The sequence below is a fragment of the Williamsia sp. R60 genome, assembly GCF_054063855.1.
Genome location: NZ_JBSSGR010000002.1, coordinates 982,771 through 1,000,796, shown reverse-complemented (window position 1 = coordinate 1,000,796; position 18,026 = coordinate 982,771). Strand labels below are relative to the sequence as shown.

The window sequence follows — 18,026 nt, the reverse complement described above, 5'->3', positions numbered from 1 at the left end:
GGTGATAGAAGCTCACGATTTACGGAGGAGTCTCCCGCAGGACGTATCCCACGCCCCGCACGGTGTGGATGAGGCGCGACTCGCCTTCGGCCTCGGTCTTGCGCCTGAGGTATCCCACGTACACCTCGAGTGCGTTGCCCGACGTCGGGAAGTCGTAACCCCAGACCTCCTCGAGGATGCGACTGCGGGTGAGCACACGGCGCGGATTGGCCATCAGCATCTCGAGCAGGGCGAACTCGGTGCGGGTCAAACTGATCGGGCGCTCGCCTCTGGTGACATCGCGCGTGACCGGATCCATCGTGAGGTCCTCGAAGGTCATCGCCTCCGAGTCCGGTAGCGGTTCGGCTGTCGCGCGGCGCATCAGGGCCCGCAGACGTGCGAGCAGCTCTTCGAGCGCAAAGGGTTTGGGCAGGTAGTCATCGGCCCCCGCATCGAGTCCGGCGACCCGCTCGGACACCGAGTCGCGAGCGGTGAGGACCAGGATGGGGAGATCGTCGCCGGTGCTTCGGAGGCGACGGCACACCTCGAGCCCGTCGAGGCGCGGCATCATGACGTCCAGCACCACCGCCTCGGGACGGTCGGAATTGATCTTTTCGAGGGCTTCGACGCCATCCCCCGCCGTGAGCACCGTGTACCCGTTGAACGTCAGGGACCGGCGCAGAGACTCGCGAACGGCACGATCGTCGTCCACAACCAGTATGCGCATGACAACAGTCTTACTTCCACGACTGAGAGTGCGCTAAGTAATCCCCTGCGACGCGCCAGTTTTCTTGTTCTGAAGCCGTCGCACGCGGACTTCGTACCCGTCGCGCACTCATCCCCCGACCCGGCGCGTCGGGGCCATCGGCAGTCGCCATCGGAATCGCAGGCTTCCCACGCGCAACAGGAAGGCCAGGGTCGCCCCCGCCACCAGACCGGTCCAGATCGGCAGACCTGTGCCGTCGGCGATCACCACGGCCAGAGCTCCGCACATCGCGGGGACGGCGTAGAGGTCGGCGGGTCGAAGCAACAGGGGGACCTCACCGGCGAGCACGTCGCGGATCACGCCACCACCCACCGCGGTGGTGATCCCGATGAGCACCGCAGCCATCGAACTCGAGTCTCGTTCGAGCGCCAACAACGCGCCCGACACCGCGAATACACCCATCCCGACCGCATCGAGCATCAGGACGGCCGGGAACAACGCCCGGAACGCAGGATGGAAGAAGAAGGTGATCAGACCGGCGACCACGGCGATGGTGAGGTTGGGCCAGTGTTGGACCGAGGTCGGTGGGGTGATGCCGAGGAGGAGGTCGCGCACTATCCCGCCACCGACACCCGTGGCCGCACCCATCGAGAGAATGCCCCACAGATCAAAGTCCTTGCGGACGCCGACCAGTGCGCCTGAGCAGGCGAACACCGCAACGCCGGCGTAGTTCAGGACGTCCTGCAGCATCGCGGACTCCCAGTTCTCGATCTGTGCGGCCCCGACGAGTCACCATGCTCTCCGGGGTACCTTCCGGACACAACAAAGGACTGACCGTCGATCGACGGCCAGTCCCTGTTGTCGGCTGTGTGGCTGTTAGCGCTTGTCGAGGTCGACGATGCCCAGCTTGACCGCCTTGACAAGGCGACGGGGCACGCGATGAGCGACGCCACCGACCTTCACCTCTTGCAAGGCGGGGTTGTCCGCTTTCCACTGCGAACGGCGGCTACGAGTATTCGACCGCGACATCCGGCGCTTCGGTACAGCCATGATTCAGCCCTTCATTTCTTCGTTTAAGTTCCCTGGTTCGCGCGAGTCCGGCGACCGTATCGGCGTTCGAACTTCTGCACACGTCCTGCGGTGTCCATCACGCGCTGCGCACCAGTCCAGAACGGGTGCGAGTCGGACGTGACATCGACAACCACTAGAGGATACCGGTTACCGTCCTCCCATTCCAAAGTGACGTCGGACGTCAGTGTGGAACGGGTCAGGAACGCCTTGCCTGTCGACGAGTCCTTGAAGATCACCGGATGGTAGTCGGGGTGGATGTTCGCCTTCATGATTTGTCCTTCCGTTCCGGGTTCGTCTGCTGTCCAGCCGAGCCCTCTGCCTGCTTGAACCATTCGATGGGTGGGTCTGTTCCCGCCAGCAGAGCGCGCTCGTCGAGCACGTCCTGGCAGGGGTCGGCGTGGGCCACACCGAACGGATCGGTGAACCGATCCCAGCCCTGCTGACCCTCCGACAGCTCGTCGTCGGTCAGCAGTGCGCTGCTCAGCGCCCATCGGATTCGCGCGGGTTCGGCGCGGTACGAGATCGCGACGATCGAGCTGCTGCGGTCGCCGTAGAGGGGATGCCAACGCAGTGATCCCATCGCGACGCGCTCTGGGTCGGCCGCAGCGGCCTCGTCGTCGGACATCGCCGCGAGCCAGGTGCCACCGGTCGCGATGCGTAGGCCGCCGCCCGCACTCTCGAGCCACAGCGCCTCATCGGGCTGGGTGGCCAGCCACAGCCGACCGCGGGAGGCGACAACACCGTCGAGCAGTATGTCGATCGCGTCGTGCAGGCGTTCCGGATGGAACGGCCGATCGGCATGGAACTCGACCACCGCGACTCCGCAGTCGGCATCGAGGGGCGGCTGCCCGCGCAGCAGCGGGTCGTGCGGCCCGGTGATCCGGCCTCGGCGCGCGCCGGGCGGGATGGCCGAGATCAGGTTGCGCATGATCGAGGCGGTCAGTGGACGCCTCGGCAGTTCCATGATGATGGGCGCTGTCGGGTTGAGCCGCTTGAGAACGGCGAACAGCTGCGCCCCGGCCCATCCGTTGTCAGCCTGTCCGTGGACCACCAGGGCGTCGGCGAAGTCGACGTGCCCGACCGCGAGCTGGGCGATGGACCGCTCGTCGTCGGCGGTCTGGAACCGATCGTCCTCGTCGAGGGCCTCGTCGCCGGTTGCGTCGCGCAGCCACTCACCTTCGTTGACGCACCCGATGACCGCCTCGATCTCCACGTCGAGACCGGCCGGGCCGTCGACCTGACCGGGGACGCCGGCCACCACCGTGCTGGCAATTGCAAAAGCCATGGGTTCGGGTTCGATGGCCGGGTCGAGGGCCAGAACGATCCGGTCGACGTTGGAGCGGCGGTGCAGGGCCCGCAGCAAGGGCAGCACGTCTTCGCGGAGTGCACACGACAGACATCCGTGATCGAGTGCGGTTTGTGTTGTGCGCGAGGTCTTCTCACCGTTGAAGTCGATCGAGGTGACCGTTCGGACGATGGTTCCGGCGTCCACGAGGCCTAGATCGTGGTGCACCACAGTCGTCCCCGGCAGGCCGAGCGCCTCCGCACTGCGCACCGTCGCCTCGCGGTCGAAGCCGGTCACGATCACCAGCGGGGTCTTGTTGACCAGGCGGGTCACAGGCAGCTCCTATCGGGAATGGTTTTCATTTGGTCGAGGTTGAATGTACAGTCCAATTCGCACGTTGTCGACAATGATTCCCATTAGAGACAGGAGGCGCGCCCATGTCCATGCACTGCCAGGTCACCGGCCGCAAACCAGGTTTCGGCAAACAGGTGTCGCATTCGCATGTGCGCACCAATCGCCGCTGGAATCCGAACATCCAGCGTCGGCGCTACTTCCTGCCGAGCGAACACCGCACCGTCACGCTGACCCGTGTCCGCCAAAGGCATCAAGACCATCGATCGAATCGGAATCGAGGCGGCAGTCGCCCAGATCCGAGCACGAGGAGAACGAATCTGAATGGCACGCAATGAGATACGGCCCATCATCAAGCTGAAGTCGACAGCCGGGACCGGATACAACTACGTCACGCGCAAGAATCGCCGTAACGACCCCGACCGCATGGTGATGCGCAAATACGACCCACGGGTCCGGCGTCACGTCGACTTCCGAGAGGAACGCTGATGGCAAAGAAATCGAAGATCGAGCGCAACGAACAGCGCAAGGTGATCGTCGCCCGTTACGCCGAACGCCGTGCGGCGCTCAAGGACATCATCCGTCGGCCGTCGTCCACCGACCAGGAACGAGCGGACGCTCAGTTGGCCCTGCAGCGCCTGCCCCGCGACTCCAGCGCCACCCGGGTCCGCAATCGCGACGCCGTCGACGGTCGTCCCCGCGGCTACATCGGCAAAGTCGGCCTCTCGCGAATCCGGCTGCGTCAGATGGCGCACAACGGGGAACTGCCCGGTATCACCAAATCCAGCTGGTGACAATCACTCTCACGACAGGACCTGATCGATGGCACGACGCCCCGCAAAAACCGACCTCCCGGCCAAACGCAAACGCAACATGTTGCTGGCCGCTGGTGTGACCACGGTCGATTACAAGGACACCGCACTGCTGCGCCAGTTCCTGTCCGACCGCGGCAAGATCCGCAGCCGGTCCATCACCGGACTCGACCCCCAGCAGCAACGTCAGGTGGCCACCGCCATCCGCAACGCGCGCGAGATGGCGCTGCTCCCCTACCCCGGTTCGTCCCGATAGTCCGACGGATCGCTTTCCACTTGCACAAGTGGAAAGCGATTCTTAAACTTTCCATCATGGAAAGTGAAGAGGCACGCGAGCTGCTGCGGGTGGCCGAGCGAGCAGAGGCCGCCCCTTATCTCGACTACCCCCCGACGCCCTGGTGGTACTACCCGGTGATCGGCGCCTGGGCGGCGGGAATGATCGGTGCGTTCGCCTGGTGGCGCGAGAGCATTCCGCTCTTCGTCGGGACGCTGGCAATCCTGATCGTCCTCGAAATCGTGTTCATCAACTGGATGCAACGCCGTCACGGGTCTCTGCCGCAGCCCGGCCGCGGACGACCGCCTGCGGAGATCGGCGTCGTCTGGCGCGGATACTTCATGGCGCTGCCTGCGGTTGCGGCGCTGGTCGCGGTGTCGTGGTGGCTGGGTGGTGTCGCGACGGCTGCCGCAGTGGCTTTTGTGCTGGTGACCGGCGGATTGGTGATCTACGAAAAACGGTACGAGCTCGCCGCGGAGGCGACCCGAGCCCGGCTCTCATGATGACCCGGCACTCATGATCGAAGGTCTCGATCCGGTCATCCACGCCCCGAAACGACTGGCGGCCATGGCGATTCTCGTCAACAGCTCGTCGACGTCGTTCCGTTTCCTCAAAGAACATCTGGGCCTCACTGATTCTGATCTCTCGAAACAGATGTCGGCACTGGAGTCGGCCGGGTACGTCCGCGCGTCGAAAGAGGGCCTCGGACGAGGCAGCAGCACCACCTACCGGGTCAGCACCACGGGACGGCGGGCGTACGAGGCACACTCGAAAGCCCTCCGCACCCTGCTCGACCCCCGATAGTGTGCCCTTCTGGCGACGCCAAACCCTGGTGACCCCCACCAAAAGGGCACATCTTCGGGGTCCATAGACTGCCCGGATGTCCGGCGTCATCCAAGGGTTCACGGTGATCTTCATCGTGGTCGCCGTCGGATATGTCCTCGGCCGTACCGAGGCGCTCGGCCCGGGCGCGGTGATGGTGTTGTCGCGCTTGGTGTTCTTCGTCTGCACGCCGGCACTGCTGTTCTCTTCCCTCGCGAAGGCCGACCTCGCCGACGTGTTCTCCACCACCCTTGTGGTCGCCGGTGGCAGCGCATTTGTGGTGGGCGCCATCTACTTCGCCCTGGCGCGACTGCTGCTGCGTCGCGCGATACCCGAAGCCGTGATCGGCGCGTTGTCTGCTTCCTACGTCAACAGCGCGAATCTCGGGATACCGATCGCCATCTTTGTGCTCGACGACGCATCGTTTGTGGCGCCGCTGCTGCTCTTTCAGATCATGGTGTACTCGCCGCTGGCCTTGACCACACTCGACCTGACCGCGTTGCGCGACTCAGACGAATCAGGCTCACGTCGCCGAATCTCACTGCGCGACACCGTGGTCACCCCGTTCACGAACCCCATCGTGCTCGGCGGTGCGGCCGGTCTCGTCGTGTCACTGATCGGTGTGACACTGCCCGAGGCGGTGATGGAACCGTTCGACATGCTCGGGGACGCCTCGGTCCCTGGCGCACTCCTGGTGTTCGGTCTCTCACTGACCGGGGTCTCCGTGTTGCAGAAGGGCGAGAGCCCACGCCGCGACGTCGCGCTGGCATCGGTGCTCAAGATGGTGGTGCAACCGGTGCTGGTGTACCTGGTCGCTCGCTACGCCTTCCACGCCACCGGGCACGAACTCTTCGCGCTGGTGGTGATCGCCGCATTGCCCACCGCACAAAACGTTCTGGTGTACGCGAACCGCTATCAACGGGGCGTGGTGCTCGCACGCGATTCCGCCCTGGTGACCACCCTCCTCTCGATCCCGGCGATCATGCTCATCGCGCTTCTGCTCGCCTGAACCGGTCCATGGTCACGGGCACCGGACCAGCCCTTCGCACGACGAACGATCCTGTGGCGGTTGGCCGCAGCCACCGGTGGGACTAACCTCGTAGCGGTGAGTGATCTGGTACCGAATGATGATGAGCGCGAAGGCCGCAGTCGCCTCCGGGCCAGCGACGCCGACCGAAACTTCGTTCATGACATTTTGTCATCTGCAATGAGTTCCGGTCATCTCAGTCCCGTCGAATACGAAGAGCGGGCCGCCAAGGCTGTTGCCGCCAAGACATTCGGAGAGCTCGACGAGCTCACCGACGATCTGCCGGTCAACCAGCTGACCACCGCTGGGGTCGCGACCAGCCGGCGAGTCACCACCCCGTCGGCAGGTGTAGAGGTGATCACCAGCCGCATCGCCATCATGAGCGGTTCGGAACTCAAGGGTCCGGTTGCGGTCGGGGAACATCTCAACGCATTCGCCCTGATGGGCGGTGTCGAGATCGACCTGCGCGACGCGGAGTTCACGGCCGACCACCTGACCATCCGCGCCAACACCATCATGGGCGGGATCGAGATCGTGGTTCCGCACGACGCGACCGTCCGGATCACCGGGATGGGCATCATGGGCGGGTTCGGAGGCAGTCGCAACGCCGAGGGCAAAGGCATTCCGGGAGGCCCGATCATCACCGTCAGCGGCCTGGCCATCATGGGTGGGGTGGAAGTGGTGCGACGCCGTCCACACGACGCGACCTGACTTCGACCTGCATGATCCAAAAATGAGGACGCCCCGGCTACAGCCGGGGCGTCCTCATCTCGTATCTCATCGGTGCGACAGTGATCAGCGACGCCCGCGACGCCGTTTGGTGCCCAGGTAGTCGCCGACCACGGCGGCGCCGAGACCATCGAGATCCGGTGCCACCACCCGACCCGATGCCCGTCGTGCCATCTGGTCCACAAAATGCACCAGCCCGGGGTCGTCACCCAGCCGGAAGAAACTCACCTGGGCACCCATCCTCGCGACGTTGTCCAACTCTCGCACCGTCGCCGACAACGTCGCCGGGTGCGGCGGGTAGTAGAAAAACGGTTCGCCACCGGGCAGCAGATGTGCTGTCGGCTCGCCGTCGGTGACGATCAAAACCACCGGCTGCGCGTTGGGGTGGCGACGAAAGTGCCGCTGCGCCAGGAGCAATGCGTGGTGCAGATTGGTCCCCTGCTGCCGCATCCCGTCGAGCCCGATCAATTCGGACATCTCCAGCGTCTTGGCGTAGTGGCCGAAGGAGATCAACTGCAGTTCATCACTGCGAAAGCGTGTGGAGATCAAGTGGTTGAGCGCCATCGCTGTGCGCTTCATCGGCGTCCACCGGTTCTCCAGCCACATCGAGAACGATGTGTCGACCAACAGGGCGACTGCGGCCTGACTGCGGGCCTCCGTCTCACCGACCTCCACGTCGCGGACGTCGATACGGACGCCGTCCCGGAGCATCGCATTGCCTGCGTGCAGCTTGTCGCGATCCTCGGACATGGTGCGCAACACCGCGTTCGACACCGTGCGGGTGACATCCCAGGGTTCGGTGTCACCGAACTCCCATTCCCGGCTGGAACCGGTGGGTTCGCCGGCCAATCCCGAACGCCGGGTCTGGCGGTCGCCACCTCGACCCGACAACTGTTCGGCGACATCCCGGAAAATCGACTGACCCAGCTGACGCATGGCCTTGGGAGACAGCCGGAGCTGACCGTCGTTGCCGCGTTCGAGGAGACCCTGTTCTTTGAGTGCCTTCTCGAGTTCGGCAAGTGTCCGGGCGTCGACAGCGGCATCGTCGCCGAGCTGACGGGCCAGTGCGTCGAGGTCCACATCGTCGAGGTGGGCGCCCGAATACTGTTGCGCCAGTTGCTCCGACAATGACTCGAGCTCGGCGAGGTCTTGAAGCGCGCCGGCACCCTCGCCCATCCCCATGCCCTGCTGACCCTCGAAGCTCTGACCTTCGTCCCAGCCCATCCCGGGCCGGGCGGCTCGCAATTGCGAATCCATCTGCGAGAGCTGGTCCATCAGGTCGGGCGAACCGAATGCCTGCTGCGCCAGCTGATCGAGTTCGGCGCGCTGTTCCTCCGACAGCGAGTTGTAGAACTGCTGGGCCGCAGCACTGCGAGCGGCCAGCGAGTCGATCAACTCGTCTGTGTTGCGGGGGTTCTCGGGAAAGAACTCGCCGTGCTTGTCCATGAACTCACCGAACTGCTCGGTGGTGTCCTCGCCGTTGTTGTGCGCTGCGAGCAGCTTGTTCAGGTCCTTGAGCATGTCAGCGATACGTTGCCGGTCCTCTTCGGTGGCGCCCTCGAGCGCCTCCTTCATACCCGAGAATCGCTGATCGAGGAGTTCACGACCGAGCAGGTCTTTGATCTTCTCGTAGTTCTCTTTGGCCGCCGGACTGCGCCAGTCGTAATTGGCCAGGTCCTGCACCGCCTGAGCGGTGGACGGAGGCAGGTTCTCGATCTGCATCTCGGCGAACCGGGCGTCGTCGTCGAGGTCGCGGGCGAGCTGCTTGCGTTCCTCGAGAACTGCCGAGTCGAGCAGCTCACGGATTTCTTCGAAGGTGCCGTTGAGGTTGCGCGATTTGAGCAGTTCTTCGCGACGCTTGTTCACCATCTCGCGGAGTTCGTCGAGGCCGCGCATGCTGTCGCTGCCGCGCCGCAGGAACTCGCGCATCGCCGACTGCGGTGACCCACCGGCCATCACGTCGTCGCCGATGGCGTCGAGTGCCTCACGCAGGTCCACCGGCGGCGCCAGGGGGTCCGGCCCCCCGGAGTAGCGGAGATACCGAGCGCGATGGAAATTATTGCGGGCCATGCTTTTTCCCGTCCAATATGTCTGAATAACCGACCGACGCCGGTTCCGCGGACCGGCCGCGGAACCCGGTGTCGGCCTAGCCGTACACGGTCCGGCCTGCCTCGTCGGCTTCTTTGCCGATCCGGCGGGCCAAGAACAATCCCTCCAGGGCGAGCTCCAGCGCGCTGGCCCGTTCACCGTCGTCCGTCGCCTCGAGGCGCTCGGCGATCTTTGTCACGACGGGGTCGGTGCCCTCGGGCATCGAGGTCAGCAACTCCCTCGCCGACACCCGGTCACCGGTGATGATCGGGTCACTGGCTTCCAGCGCGGTGACGAGCGTGGCCAGGTCGACACCACCGAGATGGGCACGCACGGTGTCCGCCGTCGACTTGCGCAGCAGGTGTTCGAGGATCTCGATCTCTCGGCCCTCTTCACCCGACTCGAACTCGACCTTGCCGCGGAGCACCTCGATCACCGAGGACAGGTCCACGACGCGCGCGACCGCGAGGTCCTCGCCCAGGATGGTGGCGCGGTGCAGAGCGGCGGCGGCAACCGTTTCGGCACCCGCAATGGCGAACCGCGCGGAGACGCCGGAACGCTGATCGATGGACGGGTGGTCGCGCACGTACCGCGTGAAGCGGGCGATGATCTCGACGATGAACGTGGGTACCGACGCGGTGAGATCGGCTTCCTGCTCGATCACCGCGATCTCGTCGACCAACTCGATCGGGTAGTGGGTCCGGATCTCGGCGCCGAAACGGTCCTTGAGAGGCGTGATGATGCGGCCGCGGTTGGTGTAGTCCTCGGGGTTGGCACTGGCCATCAGCACCACATCCAGCGGCAGCCGGAGGCTGTACCCGCGGACCTGGATGTCGCGTTCTTCCATCACGTTGAGCATGGCGACCTGGATGCGCTCGGCGAGGTCGGGCAGCTCGTTGATCGCCACGATGCCGCGGTGCGCGCGCGGGATCAACCCGAAGTGGATGGTCTCGGGATCACCGAGACTGCGGCCCTCGGCGACCTTCATCGGATCGACGTCGCCGACGAGGTCGCCCACCGAGGTGTCAGGGGTGGCGAGCTTTTCGCTGTAGCGCTCGCTGCGGTGGAGCCACCCGATGGGTAGGTCCTCCTGCAGGTTTGCAGCCTTGCGGATGGAGCCGGGAGTGACGGGCTCGTACGGATGCTCGGCGAGCTCAGAGCCTTCGATGACTGGGGTCCACTCGTCGAGCAGGCCGACGATCGTGCGCAGCAGACGCGTCTTGCCCTGGCCGCGTTCACCGAGCATCACCACGTCGTGGCCGGCGATCAGCGCACGCTCGAGCTGGGGCAGGACGGTGGTCTCGAACCCGAGGATCCCGGGCCAGGGATCGGTGCCCGACCGGAGTGCGGACAGCAGGTTGTTGCGTATCTCGTCTTTGACGCTGCGCTGTACGTGGCCGGAGGCACGCAACTCCCCCAGGGTCCGTGGAGAGGGGTGGGCAGAGCGGGTGTTCGTGGTGTGGGGTGTGCTCACCATGTCCACGCTACGAGCCTCGTCGCCGGAGTGCACTTGTTTACGCCCGCAGAGGAACACGGGGCGGCCTCCGGCGCACCCCATTGGGTGTGGGTTCGCGGCCATTGGCGACACTTGACCGATGACGCCACCCACACCGTCGGAACCGGCCGAAGAGTCGAGCACTTCCCCCAGCGGTGGTACCCCGCCCGCCGGCGCTCTCGACGGTATCCGGGTGCTCGAACTCGGTTCCCTCATCGCGGGGCCGTTCGGCGCCCGCCTGATGGGTGACCTCGGCGCCGACGTCATCAAGATCGAGGCGCCCGGCTTGCCCGACCCGCTGCGCGGGTGGGGTCAGGCCGAACGCGATGGTCACCGATTCCTGTGGACGGTGTACGCGCGCAACAAACGTGCGATCACCCTCGACCTCCGCAGCGAACGCGGACGCGAACTGTTCCTCGAACTGGTCGACCAGTCCGACATCATCGTGGAGAACTTTCGTCCGGGCACCCTGGAGAAGCTCGACCTCGGCTACGACGTCCTCCGCGAGCGCAACCGGGGCATCATCCTGGTGCGGGTGTCGGGCTACGGGCAGACCGGACCGGACGCAGGACGGGCCGGGTACGCGTCCGTGGCCGAAGCGGTGAGCGGCCTCCGCCATCTCAACGGATATCCCGATCAGCCTCCGCCACGGATCGCGCTGTCACTGGGCGACACCCTGGCAGGGATGTTCGCGGTGCACGGGGCTCTCGCGGCGCTGTACCGCCGCACCGTCACCGGGGAGGGCCAGATCGTCGACACGGCTCTGAACGAGGCATGCCTGGCGATCCAGGAATCGACGATCCCCGATTACGACCAGGGTGGCGTGGTCCGTGGGCCCTCGGGCACCCGACTGGCCGGCATCGCGCCGTCGAACATCTACCCCACCGGAGACGGCTCGCTTGTTGTCATCGGCGCGAATCAGGACACCGTGTTCGCCCGGCTGTGCACGGCGATGGGCCGGCCCGAACTCAGCACCGAACCCCGTTTCGCCACACACGGTGCGCGCGGCGAGAACCAGGACGAGCTCGACGAGCTGATCGCCCAGTGGACTGCCGAGCAGCCGCGCGACGCGCTGATCGAACTCCTCACCGCCGCGGGAGTGGTTGTGGGGCCGATCAATACGGTTGCCGAGGTGATCCGTGATCCGCAACTCATCGCCAGGGGCATGATCGCCGAGCACTTCGATGAGCGCATCAACGACACCGTGCTGGGTCCCGGTATCGTGCCGCACCTGACGGGCACCCCTGGCAGCATCCGTAACGCCGGCGCTCCCGTTCCCGGCTACCACAACAGCGAAGTCCTCGGCGCGCTACTGGGTTTGAGCCCGGACGCAGTGGCGGCCCTGCACGACGAAGGCGTTGTCTGAGTCGCCACTCAAGCGCCGAGTTCGGCGCTCGTCAACGCAGTCCGAGCCAGGCGGCCAGACCGAAACCCGCCAGCGCGATGGCAACCCGGAGCACCGCGACGGGCAGCCGGTTCACGACGGGTGGGCCGATCCAACCGCCGGCGAGACAACCGAGCCCCATCGCCGCTGCCGAGGACCAGTCCACGTCGCCGAAGATGGCAAAGCCCAATGCGGCAACAGCATTCGATGCACACAACAACACCGACTTGATCAATGTCGCCTGGCCGAGTGGCTGCGCGGTGAGGATGAGGGCGAGTGCGGTGAAGATGATGCCCGCGCCGGCCCCGAAGTAGCCGCCGTAGACGCCGATCACCACGATGCCCGCCACAAAAACCCGGGGCGCGTCGCGATGGCCGGCGATCCGCCGGATCAGCGGCTGGCCGAGTACTGCCAGGGCGGCGGTGGCCACCAGGTACGGGACGATCGCCTCGAAGGCCCCCGCCGGGGTCAACAGGAGCAGAACCGATCCCAGCACTCCCCCGACCGCGGCGGCAACACACCAGAGGCCAAGACGCCTGTCGAAGGTCAACGAGTTCCGCGCCTGAGCAGTGCTGCCGACCCCCACGGGGATCAACGCGACCGTGTTGGTCATGTTCGCGGTCAGCGGGGGCAGTCCGGCAATCAGCAATGCGGGATAGCTGACGAGTGAGGCGATCCCCGTCACGTAACCCACCACACCGGATAGGAAACCGGCGGCGATCAGGAATGCCAGTTCTGCCACAGCGGCAATCTACTCCGCCTTGCCCTCGCGGGTACCGGCCAGCACCCCGGCACATCGGACTGTCCGCAGTCCACTTGGAGTCACGATGATCGCAAAGCTGTGCCAAACACGCACCCTTGCGCACCATTTCCGTCATACCCGACGCCCCCGGCGCATCCGTGTGCCGGGGACGCCCGTCCCTGTCTCCTGGAAAGAACCACCTCGTGATCGAAGTAGAAAAGCTCGGGAAGATCTACGGCACCGGGCCGACGGCCGCGACCGTGCTGGACGACGTCAGTTTCACCGTCGACCCCGGCGAGATCTTTGCCATCGTCGGACCGAGCGGCGCCGGCAAGAGCACCCTCGCGCACTGCCTCAACCTCCTCGAACGGCCCACGTCGGGCAAGGTCGTCGTGAACAACCAGAACCTGACCGAGTTGAGCACCCGGGCCCTGCGCGATGCCCGCCGGCGCATCGGCACCGTCTTCCAGTCGTCCAGCCTGCTCTCGCGGCGGACGGCAGCCGAAAACGTGGCGCTGCCATTGGAATTCCTCGGCGTCACCAAAGGACAGACACGCGACCGCGTGGCCGAGCTCCTCGACAGGGTCGGCCTCACCGACCGCGCGGACCTGTATCCCCACCAGTTGTCCGGAGGGCAACGACAGCGTGTGGGCATCGCCCGTGCCCTGGCCCTGCGCCCCTCGGTGCTGCTGTCCGACGAGGCGACGTCGGGTCTGGATCCGCAGACAACCGACTCCTTCCTCGAACTGCTGCGCGAGGTGCGCGAAGAACTCAACCTGGCGGTGGTGTTCATCACCCACGAGATGGACACCATCGTGAAGGTCGCCGACAGCGTCGGCCGCCTGGATGCGGGCCGGATCGTCGAAAAAGGTTCGCTGGTGGACCTTCTCACCGACTCCACCTCCGTCCTAGGGCGATCGCTGCGTCCACGGGGGACCTCTGCCGATCCCGAGCCGGGCCAACGCTCGTTCGAACTCACCTACAACTCGGCATCGGTGCCTGCCGACTGGATCAGCCGCATCGGATCCGAGCTGTCCGTGCCGATCTCGATCCTCGGAGCCGCCGTACAGGTGGTCGACGGTGTGTCCGTCGGCGAGATCACGGTCTCGGTACCGGACGAGCTCGCCGGAGCATTCCTGGAAAGCGCAGCCCGCCATGGGCTCTCGACGAGCCTGCCCGCCAAGCCCGTGGTCGAGGTCGCGGCATGAGCGACATCACGCACCTCGCGGCGATCACCGTACCCACCGACGAGATCCCGGATCTGCTGATCCCGGCGTTCGTCGACACCCTCACGATGGTGTCGATAGTGATGGTGATCGTGCTGCTTGTGGGTGTGCCACTGGGCGCGACGATCCACAACCTGGCGCCTGGCGGCCTGTTCGAGAACAAGGTCTTCCACTCACCGCTGTCGTGGGTGATCAGTATCGGCCGCTCGTTGCCGTTTCTTGTCCTGATGACGTCGATCATCCCGCTCACCCGCCTGATCACCGGAACCAACATCGGCATACCCGCTGCCGTTGTCCCGATGTCATTGGCGGGCATCGCCTTCTTCACCCGAATCGTGGAGAACTCGCTGCGGTCGGTGCCGCGAGCGGTGATCGATGTGGCCCGCGCGTCGGGCGCATCCAACGGTCAGGTGATCTGGAAGACGCAAGTACCCGAGGCACTTCCGAACATCGTCGGCGGCCTCACCATCAACACCATCGCGATGATCGAATACTCGGCCATCGCGGGGACGATCGGCGCCGGCGGTCTCGGCTACATCGCCGTCACCTACGGCTATCAGCGTTTCGATCACGGCGTGATGATCGCGACCATCGTGACCTTGGTGATCACGGTGGCACTCATCCAGATCGTCGGCGATGCGCTGGTCCGTCACCTCACGCCGGGACAGACCATCCGCGCCCGGTCGCACGCCTGACACCGTACCCGCTCGACCACCGCGACCACCCTGTCGCGGGAAGCAACACCCACTGCGCGCACGGCCGTGCCGTTTTCATCTGCACACCCACTGATTTCGCCCACCCCTGATTTTGCACCGATGAGGAGATGACCATGACGTCCACAACTGAGCGCCCCACCGGAAGCGGCGATCCCGGCGGCTTCGACATCAAGTCCCGCAGGCGACTTCCGCTGTACATCGCGATCGGCGTTGTCGTCGCGGTGGTACTCGCGTTCGTCGGATGGCGGTTCTGGGGTGGTTCGGATTCGAAGTCACCCAACGAAACCGCCGGTGCGACTCTCGAGATCGCCACGGCCGAAGGCAACGCCGCCGAGGAGGCGCTCGTCGACTTCATCGCCGAGGAGGTCGCCCCGAAGTACGACCTGAAGATCAAGTTCAAGGGGCTGGCCGACAGCACCACCATCAACCGAGCGGTGAGCGACGGCGAGGTCGCCGGAACCATCTACCAGCACAAGCTGTGGCTGGGTCAGGTACTGGAAGCCAACCCCGACTTCAAGGAAGAAGCCGCAACCCCGGTCTTCCGTTGGGGATTCGGCATCTGGTCGGACAAGTACACCGACCCCGCGCAGCTGCCCGACGGCGCCACCGTGTCGTTGTACTCCGATCCCGCCAATGAGGCGCAGGGCCTGTGGCTGCTCGAGCGTGCCGGTCTGATCGAGCTGAACCCGGCGGCAGACAAGTGGAAGGCCACCCAGAAGGACATCGTCTCCAACCCGAAGAACCTGCAGTTCACACTGCTCGACTTCGCGGCGCAGTCGCGCGCACTGCCCGACATCGATGCCGCCGTCGGCTACACCGAGTACTACCTCGCCGCCGACATCGACATCAAGAAGCAGATCTTCGCGCCGCCGGCACCCGACGAGTTCGCCGGCCAGCTGACCATCGGCACCAAGTGGAAGGACACCGAGAACATCAAGAAGCTGGTGCAGGTGTTCAAAGACCCTGCGGTACAGAAGTACCTGGCCACCGACCCTCAGGTGAAGAACATCCTGCTGCCCATCTGATCACGTCGATGCGGTGTCCTCGTGGCGGTCCCGATCTGGGAGCACCGCCACGAGGGCGCCGCGTCGTTCGTCAGTGGGCGAAGTGCCGCGCACCTGTCAGGTACAGCGTGATGCCGGCATCGTGTGCGGCACTGATGACCTCGTTGTCGCGGATCGAACCACCGGGCTGCACAACGGCTTTCACTCCCCCGTCGATCAGCACCTGCAGACCGTCCGGGAAGGGGAAGAAGGCGTCGGACGCGCCTACGCTGTTCATCGCTCGTTCGCCGGCTCGCTTGACCGCCAAGTGTGCCGAATCCACCCGGTTCACCTGGCCCATCCCGACACCGACCGACGCCTGGTCACTGGCCAGCAGGATCGCATTCGACTTGACGGCGCGGCATGCGCGCCAGGCGAACACCAGATCGGCGAGGGTCGCGTCATCGGCCGGGTCACCGGCAACCAGCTGCCAGTTCTCGGGCGAATCGCCACTCGCGTCGAGGATGTCGCGCTGTTGGACCAGCAACCCGCCCGACACGGGGCGCAGTTCCAGGCCCGCGCGTTGCGGGGGCTGCGCCAGAAGTACACGAACGTTCTTCTTGCGGGTCAGCACCGAGAGTGCGCCGTCCTCGAAACCGGGCGCAACCACCACCTCGGTGAAGATCTCGGCGACCTGCTCGGCCATCTCCATGCTCACCGGGCGGTTGGCGGCGATCACGCCGCCGTATGCACTCACCGGGTCACAGGCATGGGCCTTACGGTGCGCCGCCGCGATGTCGTCGTCGACCGCGATGCCACAGGGGTTGGCGTGCTTGATGATCGCGACCGCAGGTTCACCGAAGTCGTACGCGGCCCGCCACGCAGCGTCGGCGTCGGTGTAGTTGTTGTAACTCATCTCTTTGCCGTGCAACTGTTCGGCCTGCGCCAGCCCGGGGGCTTCGGAGCCACCGACGAACAATGCCGCGGACTGGTGCGGGTTCTCGCCGTACCGCAACACCGACGACCGTTCCCAGCTCTTGCCGATCCACGTCGGCAACGAGCCCTCGGGCTCGGGCGCGACAACCGAACTCATCCATGAGGCCACGGCCACGTCGTAGTCGGCGGTGTGCCGAAATGCCTTCGCCGCGAGCGCTTGCCGTTCGGTCAACGTGAACCCGCCGTCAGCGACCGCGGTCAGGACGGTCGCGTAGTCCCCTGGATCCACCACGACGGCCACCGATGGGTGATTCTTTGCGGCACCGCGCACCATCGACGGACCGCCGATGTCGATCTGCTCGACGCATTCGTCCGGACTAGCGCCCGATGCCACCGTCTCGGTGAACGGGTACAGGTTCACCACCACGAGCTCGAAGGCCTCGATGCCGAGTTCCTCGAGCTGGTCGAGGTGGTCGGGTTTGCGGGTGTCGGCGAGGACGCCCGCGTGCACCCGGGGATGCAACGTCTTGACCCGGCCCTCGAGGCATTCCGGGAAGCCCGTCAGTTCGGAGACCTCGAGCACCGGTACACCGGACTCGGCGATCTTCTTCGCGGTCGAACCGGTCGACACGATCTCGACGCCGGCGGCGTGCAGCCCCTCGGCAAGCTCCGCGAGCCCGGTCTTGTCGTACACGCTGACCAGTGCACGTCGGAACGGTTTGCGCTGCAGGTCACTACTCACGGAATGTGGGCCTTTCGTCCTTCGATGACAACACCTTTGGTGGCAATCGAACGCACAACCGCTACCAGCAGCACTCGCTCGACCATCTTGATTCGTTCGTGCAACGTGATCTCGTCGTCGCCTGGGCTGATCGCGACGGGCGCCTGGGCGAGAATCGGGCCGGTGTCCACCCCGCCGTCCACGAGGTGGATCGTGGAACCGGTGACCTTGACGCCGTGCTCCAACGCGGCGGCCACAGCATACGCGCCCGGAAACGAGGGCAGGAGCGCCGGATGCGCGTTGATCGTCCGGCCGCCGAAGCGTTCCAGGAAGTGCGTGCCCAGGATCTTCATGAACCCGGCGGACACCACCAGGTCGGGCGCGTAACCCGCGACCGTGTCGGTGAGCCGGCGGTCCCATTCGGTGCGGTCGCCCTCCAGGGCCACCACTGCGGTGGGGGTACCTCGCCGACGCGCGGATTGCTCAGCAGGACAGTCACGGTCGCAGATGACCGCCGCCACGTCGGCCGGATACTCGTCGTCCTCTGCGGCGTCGAGCAGGGCCGACGCCAGGCTGCCGGCGCCCGACGCAAGGATCACGACGGTCACCGGTGTGGCTGACGGCATGGCGTCCAGGGTGATTCTCCTCGAACTCGGTGGGGCGTAGCCGGGTCCGCCAT

21 protein-coding genes and 1 pseudogene are annotated in these 18,026 nt (G+C 65.5%); 12 read left to right on the top strand and 10 right to left on the bottom strand.

Translation table 11 applies throughout. The features are described from left to right. Positions 1 to 19 precede the first annotated feature (19 nt). The 5 genes from ACVWY6_RS11555 to mrf form a co-directional block, all read right to left on the bottom strand. Positions 20 to 706: a response regulator transcription factor gene (locus ACVWY6_RS11555; protein ID WP_023962756.1), complete on the bottom strand. Its 687-nt coding sequence runs from the start codon at positions 704 to 706 to the stop codon at positions 20 to 22. A gap of 108 nt (positions 707 to 814) precedes the next feature. After that, entirely contained in the window at positions 815 to 1,435 is a 621-nt protein-coding gene (locus tag ACVWY6_RS11550; protein WP_116915939.1) for a trimeric intracellular cation channel family protein, read from the bottom strand. A 126-nt stretch (positions 1,436 to 1,561) separates the two neighbouring features. Further along, positions 1,562 to 1,735 carry a 50S ribosomal protein L32 gene (gene rpmF / locus ACVWY6_RS11545; protein ID WP_023962752.1) on the bottom strand — a complete coding sequence of 58 codons (174 nt, stop codon included), beginning with the start codon at positions 1,733 to 1,735 and terminating at the stop codon, positions 1,562 to 1,564. A 23-nt stretch (positions 1,736 to 1,758) separates the two neighbouring features. Beyond that, complete coding sequence (locus ACVWY6_RS11540) at positions 1,759 to 2,025, bottom strand: type B 50S ribosomal protein L31 (RefSeq protein ID WP_023962750.1); 267 nt, start codon at positions 2,023 to 2,025, stop codon at positions 1,759 to 1,761. Then, on the bottom strand, positions 2,022 to 3,374 hold the full coding sequence (gene mrf / locus ACVWY6_RS11535; protein ID WP_457538116.1) for a ribosome hibernation factor-recruiting GTPase MRF: 1,353 nt from the start codon (positions 3,372 to 3,374) through the stop codon (positions 2,022 to 2,024). The genes ACVWY6_RS11540 and mrf overlap by 4 nt, the downstream gene beginning before the upstream one ends. Positions 3,375 to 3,478: 104 nt before the next feature. Here mrf and rpmB point away from each other — a divergent pair. From rpmB to ACVWY6_RS11495, 8 genes and pseudogenes are all read left to right on the top strand, one after another. Continuing rightward, positions 3,479 to 3,716, top strand: a pseudogene (gene rpmB / locus ACVWY6_RS11530) (50S ribosomal protein L28). After that, positions 3,717 to 3,881, top strand: a complete 165-nt coding sequence (gene rpmG, locus ACVWY6_RS11525; RefSeq protein WP_457538114.1) for a 50S ribosomal protein L33 — start codon at positions 3,717 to 3,719, stop codon at positions 3,879 to 3,881. Then, on the top strand, positions 3,881 to 4,186 hold the full coding sequence (gene rpsN / locus ACVWY6_RS11520; protein WP_023962744.1) for a 30S ribosomal protein S14: 306 nt from the start codon (positions 3,881 to 3,883) through the stop codon (positions 4,184 to 4,186). The genes rpmG and rpsN overlap by 1 nt, the downstream gene beginning before the upstream one ends. Positions 4,187 to 4,214: 28 nt before the next feature. Further along, positions 4,215 to 4,460, top strand: coding sequence for a 30S ribosomal protein S18 (rpsR, locus tag ACVWY6_RS11515; protein ID WP_023962742.1), 246 nt, complete (start codon positions 4,215 to 4,217; stop codon positions 4,458 to 4,460). 56 nt (positions 4,461 to 4,516) lie between these two features. After that, positions 4,517 to 4,981: a hypothetical protein gene (locus ACVWY6_RS11510; RefSeq protein ID WP_457538111.1), complete on the top strand. Its 465-nt coding sequence runs from the start codon at positions 4,517 to 4,519 to the stop codon at positions 4,979 to 4,981. 13 nt (positions 4,982 to 4,994) lie between these two features. Then, positions 4,995 to 5,282, top strand: a complete 288-nt coding sequence (locus ACVWY6_RS11505; RefSeq protein WP_457538109.1) for a transcriptional regulator — start codon at positions 4,995 to 4,997, stop codon at positions 5,280 to 5,282. A 76-nt stretch (positions 5,283 to 5,358) separates the two neighbouring features. After that, entirely contained in the window at positions 5,359 to 6,309 is a 951-nt protein-coding gene (locus ACVWY6_RS11500) for an AEC family transporter (protein WP_062800441.1), read from the top strand. A 96-nt stretch (positions 6,310 to 6,405) separates the two neighbouring features. Beyond that, positions 6,406 to 7,038, top strand: coding sequence for a DUF1707 SHOCT-like domain-containing protein (locus tag ACVWY6_RS11495; protein WP_317713154.1), 633 nt, complete (start codon positions 6,406 to 6,408; stop codon positions 7,036 to 7,038). Between the two features lie 84 nt (positions 7,039 to 7,122). On the opposite strand, the gene ACVWY6_RS11490 is transcribed toward ACVWY6_RS11495, so the two are convergent. Further along, positions 7,123 to 9,126, bottom strand: coding sequence for a vWA domain-containing protein (locus tag ACVWY6_RS11490; protein WP_457538106.1), 2,004 nt, complete (start codon positions 9,124 to 9,126; stop codon positions 7,123 to 7,125). Positions 9,127 to 9,202: 76 nt separating this feature from the next. Beyond that, on the bottom strand, positions 9,203 to 10,618 hold the full coding sequence (locus ACVWY6_RS11485; protein ID WP_457538104.1) for a sigma 54-interacting transcriptional regulator: 1,416 nt from the start codon (positions 10,616 to 10,618) through the stop codon (positions 9,203 to 9,205). A gap of 121 nt (positions 10,619 to 10,739) precedes the next feature. On the opposite strand from ACVWY6_RS11485, the gene ACVWY6_RS11480 reads away from it, so the two are divergent. Beyond that, a complete protein-coding gene (locus tag ACVWY6_RS11480; protein WP_457538103.1) occupies positions 10,740 to 12,005 on the top strand; it encodes a CaiB/BaiF CoA transferase family protein in 1,266 nt (421 codons plus the stop codon). A gap of 31 nt (positions 12,006 to 12,036) precedes the next feature. On the opposite strand, the gene ACVWY6_RS11475 is transcribed toward ACVWY6_RS11480, so the two are convergent. Continuing rightward, positions 12,037 to 12,765 carry a sulfite exporter TauE/SafE family protein gene (locus ACVWY6_RS11475; protein WP_247208047.1) on the bottom strand — a complete coding sequence of 243 codons (729 nt, stop codon included), beginning with the start codon at positions 12,763 to 12,765 and terminating at the stop codon, positions 12,037 to 12,039. A gap of 203 nt (positions 12,766 to 12,968) precedes the next feature. On the opposite strand from ACVWY6_RS11475, the gene ACVWY6_RS11470 reads away from it, so the two are divergent. From ACVWY6_RS11470 to ACVWY6_RS11460, 3 genes are all read left to right on the top strand, one after another. Then, the gene (locus ACVWY6_RS11470; protein WP_116915945.1) at positions 12,969 to 13,973 is read left to right on the top strand and encodes a methionine ABC transporter ATP-binding protein; all 1,005 of its coding nucleotides are present in this window, start codon (positions 12,969 to 12,971) and stop codon (positions 13,971 to 13,973) included. After that, positions 13,970 to 14,686, top strand: coding sequence for a methionine ABC transporter permease (locus tag ACVWY6_RS11465; protein ID WP_457538100.1), 717 nt, complete (start codon positions 13,970 to 13,972; stop codon positions 14,684 to 14,686). The genes ACVWY6_RS11470 and ACVWY6_RS11465 overlap by 4 nt, the downstream gene beginning before the upstream one ends. 134 nt (positions 14,687 to 14,820) lie before the next feature. Next, positions 14,821 to 15,732, top strand: a complete 912-nt coding sequence (locus ACVWY6_RS11460) for a MetQ/NlpA family ABC transporter substrate-binding protein (protein ID WP_457538099.1) — start codon at positions 14,821 to 14,823, stop codon at positions 15,730 to 15,732. 70 nt (positions 15,733 to 15,802) lie between these two features. Here ACVWY6_RS11460 and purH read toward each other — a convergent pair whose 3' ends face one another. Further along, on the bottom strand, positions 15,803 to 17,368 hold the full coding sequence (gene purH, locus ACVWY6_RS11455; RefSeq protein WP_116915947.1) for a bifunctional phosphoribosylaminoimidazolecarboxamide formyltransferase/IMP cyclohydrolase: 1,566 nt from the start codon (positions 17,366 to 17,368) through the stop codon (positions 15,803 to 15,805). Continuing rightward, positions 17,365 to 17,973: a phosphoribosylglycinamide formyltransferase gene (gene purN, locus ACVWY6_RS11450; protein ID WP_457538097.1), complete on the bottom strand. Its 609-nt coding sequence runs from the start codon at positions 17,971 to 17,973 to the stop codon at positions 17,365 to 17,367. The genes purH and purN overlap by 4 nt, the downstream gene beginning before the upstream one ends. Positions 17,974 to 18,026 lie beyond the last annotated feature (53 nt).

What these genes read in the sequence shown, in the direction of transcription:
- ACVWY6_RS11510 (WP_457538111.1), top strand. Translation starts at nt 4,517, where the DNA reads ATGGAAAGTGAAGAGGCACGCGAGCTGCTGCGGGTGGCCGAGCGAGCA.
- rpmG (WP_457538114.1), top strand. Translation starts at nt 3,717, where the DNA reads ATGGCACGCAATGAGATACGGCCCATCATCAAGCTGAAGTCGACAGCC.
- ACVWY6_RS11465 (WP_457538100.1), top strand. Translation starts at nt 13,970, where the DNA reads ATGAGCGACATCACGCACCTCGCGGCGATCACCGTACCCACCGACGAG.
- ACVWY6_RS11555 (WP_023962756.1), bottom strand. Translation starts at nt 706, where the DNA reads ATGCGCATACTGGTTGTGGACGACGATCGTGCCGTTCGCGAGTCTCTG.
- ACVWY6_RS11490 (WP_457538106.1), bottom strand. Translation starts at nt 9,126, where the DNA reads ATGGCCCGCAATAATTTCCATCGCGCTCGGTATCTCCGCTACTCCGGG.
- ACVWY6_RS11540 (WP_023962750.1), bottom strand. Translation starts at nt 2,025, where the DNA reads ATGAAGGCGAACATCCACCCCGACTACCATCCGGTGATCTTCAAGGAC.
- ACVWY6_RS11480 (WP_457538103.1), top strand. Translation starts at nt 10,740, where the DNA reads ATGACGCCACCCACACCGTCGGAACCGGCCGAAGAGTCGAGCACTTCC.
- ACVWY6_RS11500 (WP_062800441.1), top strand. Translation starts at nt 5,359, where the DNA reads ATGTCCGGCGTCATCCAAGGGTTCACGGTGATCTTCATCGTGGTCGCC.
- rpmF (WP_023962752.1), bottom strand. Translation starts at nt 1,735, where the DNA reads ATGGCTGTACCGAAGCGCCGGATGTCGCGGTCGAATACTCGTAGCCGC.
- ACVWY6_RS11460 (WP_457538099.1), top strand. Translation starts at nt 14,821, where the DNA reads ATGACGTCCACAACTGAGCGCCCCACCGGAAGCGGCGATCCCGGCGGC.
- rpsN (WP_023962744.1), top strand. Translation starts at nt 3,881, where the DNA reads ATGGCAAAGAAATCGAAGATCGAGCGCAACGAACAGCGCAAGGTGATC.
- ACVWY6_RS11505 (WP_457538109.1), top strand. Translation starts at nt 4,995, where the DNA reads ATGATCGAAGGTCTCGATCCGGTCATCCACGCCCCGAAACGACTGGCG.
- rpsR (WP_023962742.1), top strand. Translation starts at nt 4,215, where the DNA reads ATGGCACGACGCCCCGCAAAAACCGACCTCCCGGCCAAACGCAAACGC.
- ACVWY6_RS11550 (WP_116915939.1), bottom strand. Translation starts at nt 1,435, where the DNA reads ATGCTGCAGGACGTCCTGAACTACGCCGGCGTTGCGGTGTTCGCCTGC.
- purN (WP_457538097.1), bottom strand. Translation starts at nt 17,973, where the DNA reads ATGCCGTCAGCCACACCGGTGACCGTCGTGATCCTTGCGTCGGGCGCC.